The sequence below is a fragment of the Acidisphaera sp. L21 genome (assembly GCF_009765685.1).
GTDB lineage: Bacteria > Pseudomonadota > Alphaproteobacteria > Acetobacterales > Acetobacteraceae > LMUY01.
The window spans coordinates 578-2452 of sequence record NZ_LMUY01000159.1 but is presented as its reverse complement, the minus strand read 5'-3'; the positions used below and the strand labels follow the sequence as shown (position 1 = coordinate 2452).

Here is a 1875-nt window from a genome sequence, read left to right as displayed (position 1 = left end):
ATCCGACACTGCGGGTATTAAAGGTCAGGCTAAAAACGCTCTAACGTATGACCCGGCCCATGGCGTATGGTTGGCTGATAGGCCGAGGAAAATCACCGATACCGCCTAGGGATGACGCTGCAGGTTCAGCGGACCGTCCTGCGCCGCCCCCTCTGGAAGGTGACCTGCCAGCTGGCGACCTCAGTAGGTCCTTATTCTTCCGCCGCTGCGCCTGCGACGGCGCCCCGTAGCTCCGCCTCTAGCTGGGCTACCTTCAGCTCCGCGGCTTCGCATCGCCGCTTCCAGTCGTCAGAGGTGGTTTGCAACTGAGACAGCGCCAGGCGCAGCTCGGTGCTCTCTACGGCTAGGATAGGCTCAGGCGTGAGATCGGTCACGGCCGCTTCTCCGCATCAGTTGCCATCATCCGTTGCTTCCCATAGCCGCATCCAGCACCTTCTAAGCCGCCCGGATCTCCCGTTCCGCCACGCCAACGCTCTCTATCACCAGTTCGTACTTGCGCTTCCAGCCAGCGACCTCGGCCTGGAGGCGATTGATCTCGTTCGCCATCTGGCTGGGGGTAAGGGGTGGGTTGGTCATGGTAAGAGGGTAGCGGCGGGTTTTGTTGAGAGTCGATCCCCCAGAATGGGTTTCTGGGCTGGCACAGCCATTTATTGGGTGATGCAGTTCGTCGTGCTGCCATAGCTTTGGCAGTGCGTGATCAGCGTCCGTTGTGGCTTGATGTAGACCGGGTGGTAAGACGCTGCGGCGGCGCCTCCATAGTCGCCGCTCACCCCGCCTTAACCCGGCAGAGGCACAAGTCTCCGGAACACCGCCACTCTGGAGAAAATTCCCGGCATGAAACACATCCTGGCTGCTGTCGTGGCTTTGGCTACTGTCGCGACGATCGTCGTCCCCGGGGAGGCGGAAGCCGAGGTCAGTTCCGATGGCGCGCACCTCCTCGCACTGGAATCCGTTCGGATTGGCGTTGGGATGTGCCAGATCAGGCTGACGCCAGACATGCAGGGCCGCCTGGACTCCAGTATCGCCGCGTTCGCTGGGAGCCAGCACGACTTTGATGCGAAGGCCTACAAGCAGCAGATCAACCGAATCACCGCCGACATGGCCTCTTCCCAGGCGCAGGTCTGCTCGACCCTGCGGGATCAGGGTGTCGAACGAATCTACGCGACAGCTCTCGACGTCGACTAAACCGCGCTGCAGTTTTCGCCCGTAAAGAAACCTTAAGCTGCTTTCGCCACGATACTGTTATGTATCGGGCCATGCTCCTCATCGCGTTTGCCGTTGAGACCTGGGCAGCGCTAGTCAGCTGACGACGCGGCACTGATGCATGCGCAACTCATCAGGTCCGAGCGTCGCCGTGGTCGACTTGACGATAAGTCGGGACAATCACGTCGTGGTAGAAGAACGGTCCGCTGCAACCGGCCAACGCCACCGTAAGCACTATCAAAACCGTGATCCGTCGCATTCAGGTTCTATCGTTCACGAGCAGATCGAATTCAACCTGCGAAAACTCCACCATCAACTGAGCCGTGGCAGCATCGGGGTGCGAACGTCGGGCATATCTAATCCTGACTTCGACCTCGTCCAAGATCGCCTTGTCACCATGCCTAGAACGTCTGCGTGCCAGCAGGTCTTCGGCCTCCGGTAATGGGATCTCCAGGTTGCGCCTGGCAGGTTCGGCCTCGGTCATTGACTGCTCTCCGCTGCCCTTGTCGGTCGCTGTCGGCCGATTGGCCAGCGTAGCATGCAAGGGGCCGGTTTAGCCCGGAAAACGAGGCGGCAGATGCTCCCAATCTCGGTTTGGACTGGCGCGGGCGGCTTATGGCGGTTCGATTGGGGCTCATCTCAACCATGGCGTCATGGAACCTCGGGAGCGCA

At 60.4% G+C, this 1875-nt stretch carries 4 protein-coding genes; 1 reads left to right on the top strand and 3 read right to left on the bottom strand.

What is annotated here, in order from left to right; translation table 11 throughout:
• Nucleotides 1–435: 435 nt before the first annotated feature.
• A complete protein-coding gene (locus GSQ76_RS30735; RefSeq protein WP_158747884.1) occupies nucleotides 436–576 on the bottom strand; it encodes a hypothetical protein in 141 nt (46 codons plus the stop codon).
• Between the two features lie 258 nt (nucleotides 577–834).
• Here GSQ76_RS30735 and GSQ76_RS30730 point away from each other — a divergent pair, with 258 nt between their 5' ends.
• Nucleotides 835–1185, top strand: a complete 351-nt coding sequence (locus tag GSQ76_RS30730) for a hypothetical protein (protein ID WP_158747883.1) — start codon at nucleotides 835–837, stop codon at nucleotides 1183–1185.
• 151 nt (nucleotides 1186–1336) lie between these two features.
• Here the strand turns inward: GSQ76_RS30730 and GSQ76_RS33015 are convergent, their stop codons facing one another.
• Complete coding sequence (locus GSQ76_RS33015) at nucleotides 1337–1462, bottom strand: membrane lipoprotein lipid attachment site-containing protein (RefSeq protein WP_408837560.1); 126 nt, start codon at nucleotides 1460–1462, stop codon at nucleotides 1337–1339.
• Nucleotides 1463–1687, bottom strand: coding sequence for a hypothetical protein (locus GSQ76_RS30720; RefSeq protein WP_158747882.1), 225 nt, complete (start codon nucleotides 1685–1687; stop codon nucleotides 1463–1465).
• Nucleotides 1688–1875 lie beyond the last annotated feature (188 nt).

Coding starts and splice junctions, on each gene's coding strand:
- GSQ76_RS30735 (WP_158747884.1), bottom strand. CDS start 576: ATGACCAACCCACCCCTTACCCCCAGCCAGATGGCGAACGAGATCAAT.
- GSQ76_RS30730 (WP_158747883.1), top strand. CDS start 835: ATGAAACACATCCTGGCTGCTGTCGTGGCTTTGGCTACTGTCGCGACG.
- GSQ76_RS33015 (WP_408837560.1), bottom strand. CDS start 1,462: ATGCGACGGATCACGGTTTTGATAGTGCTTACGGTGGCGTTGGCCGGT.
- GSQ76_RS30720 (WP_158747882.1), bottom strand. CDS start 1,687: ATGACCGAGGCCGAACCTGCCAGGCGCAACCTGGAGATCCCATTACCG.